4 protein-coding genes are annotated in these 1,280 nt (G+C 35.1%); all 4 read left to right on the plus strand.

What is annotated here, in order from left to right:
• Nucleotides 1-153 precede the first annotated feature (153 nt).
• The gene (locus tag FFR48_RS27870) at nt 154-429 is read left to right on the plus strand and encodes a DUF6972 family protein (protein WP_236104229.1); all 276 of its coding nucleotides are present in this window, start codon (nt 154-156) and stop codon (nt 427-429) included.
• Nucleotides 377-646, plus strand: coding sequence for a hypothetical protein (locus tag FFR48_RS27875; RefSeq protein WP_096571107.1), 270 nt, complete (start codon nt 377-379; stop codon nt 644-646). The genes FFR48_RS27870 and FFR48_RS27875 overlap by 53 nt, the downstream gene beginning before the upstream one ends.
• A gap of 32 nt (nt 647-678) precedes the next feature.
• Nucleotides 679-801, plus strand: coding sequence for a DUF6887 family protein (locus FFR48_RS30320; protein WP_268932478.1), 123 nt, complete (start codon nt 679-681; stop codon nt 799-801).
• Nucleotides 802-871: 70 nt separating this feature from the next.
• A complete protein-coding gene (locus FFR48_RS27885) occupies nt 872-1,093 on the plus strand; it encodes a DUF6887 family protein (RefSeq protein ID WP_236104230.1) in 222 nt (73 codons plus the stop codon).
• Nucleotides 1,094-1,280 lie beyond the last annotated feature (187 nt).

Raw genomic sequence — 1,280 nt, forward strand, 5'->3', positions numbered from 1 at the left:
CATTTTTTCCGGGCTATACTAACAGTAACTATCTCTAGCCCTGATGATTACGTCAAGTCTGGCTGAAATGAGAACATCCTCAAAGCCATACACAGACTGCCTTTTTAATTTTCGGACAGGTCTATTGCCAAGCATTTACCAGGAACACTGCAAATGCAAAGACTTCTAAAAAAAGGACAAGCTGCTCATGTATTTAACGATGAAAATACCATGAATCAAGTTGCTCAGTGCATAATAGAAAAAGGTGAGTTTATCGGCATTGTTCGAGACTATGAACGCTATGGAATGTTTTTTACTGAACCAATAGGTTATAGAATTAGTCCAGATGGTAGCAATATTCCCACTATTCCACTTTACTATGGGGAGATAAAAATCAATGCAGACAACCAATACCACGTCATACCCCGCACCAGACCTAGTGAAGAATAATTGGGAATTTACAGAAGTATGGATAGATCCGATGTTATCGCCTCCATACATTCTGTTATTACTTTGTGATAGTGAGGGAAACTGTCAAATTTATGATCCAAAACAGGGTGATAAGGTTGTATTTTCTAGTAATAGTTATGAAGCTGCTCAGTTATGGTTATTGGAAGATGAATATGAACCAGTTGAAGGTAGGCTTTTAGCTGAAGAATTGGTTTAAATAGATTCCAATGGTAAATGGGGGTATTTTTTATGAGAAAGCTTGATTTTAAAACTATGAGTATGAAGGAATTACGTGCTTATGTTTTATCGCATCGGCATGATCAAGAGGCGTTTTATTTTTATGTAGATAAGTTGAATGCTGAGGGAAATTAGGTGGAAATGTCGCCTTCTGCATCTGTTGATGATTTGATGAATTATCCTGAGTTTTTGCAGCGTTTTAGTAATGAAAAAGGGGTGTTGGGAAAAGATGACATTGGTTAATTATCAAGCAATGACTCTAAAAGAGTTACGTCGTTATGTTCTCACTCACAGAAACGATATTGCAGCGTTTCATGCTTATGTAGATCGTTCAAAGTCTGAAGGAAAGATGATTACTATTAATCCTAATGACGAAAATTGGGAAGAGGAGGTAAGACAGATTATAATTAAAAATGAAATCTTGTAATATAAGGAATAAATACTATGATTGCAAATAGTGATTTAATTTTAGGCGAAATTTTCACTTTTCCAGATAATGTAGATACAAATCATGAATCAGTGTCAGACCAGGGGAAACGCATCTAATTTAATTTGACAAAATGCAACTTATATGAATACCGAAAAAGGTGATATTAACAAGGTAATATAAAGTT

Origin of the sequence: Sphaerospermopsis reniformis, assembly GCF_005402885.1 — a bacterium.
Lineage (GTDB): Bacteria > Cyanobacteriota > Cyanobacteriia > Cyanobacteriales > Nostocaceae > Sphaerospermopsis > Sphaerospermopsis kisseleviana.

Bases quoted from the DNA above. Each gene is read 5' to 3' on its own strand.
- FFR48_RS27870 (WP_236104229.1), top strand. From the start codon at position 154: ATGCAAAGACTTCTAAAAAAAGGACAAGCTGCTCATGTATTTAACGAT.
- FFR48_RS27875 (WP_096571107.1), top strand. From the start codon at position 377: ATGCAGACAACCAATACCACGTCATACCCCGCACCAGACCTAGTGAAG.
- FFR48_RS30320 (WP_268932478.1), top strand. From the start codon at position 679: ATGAGAAAGCTTGATTTTAAAACTATGAGTATGAAGGAATTACGTGCT.
- FFR48_RS27885 (WP_236104230.1), top strand. From the start codon at position 872: ATGAAAAAGGGGTGTTGGGAAAAGATGACATTGGTTAATTATCAAGCA.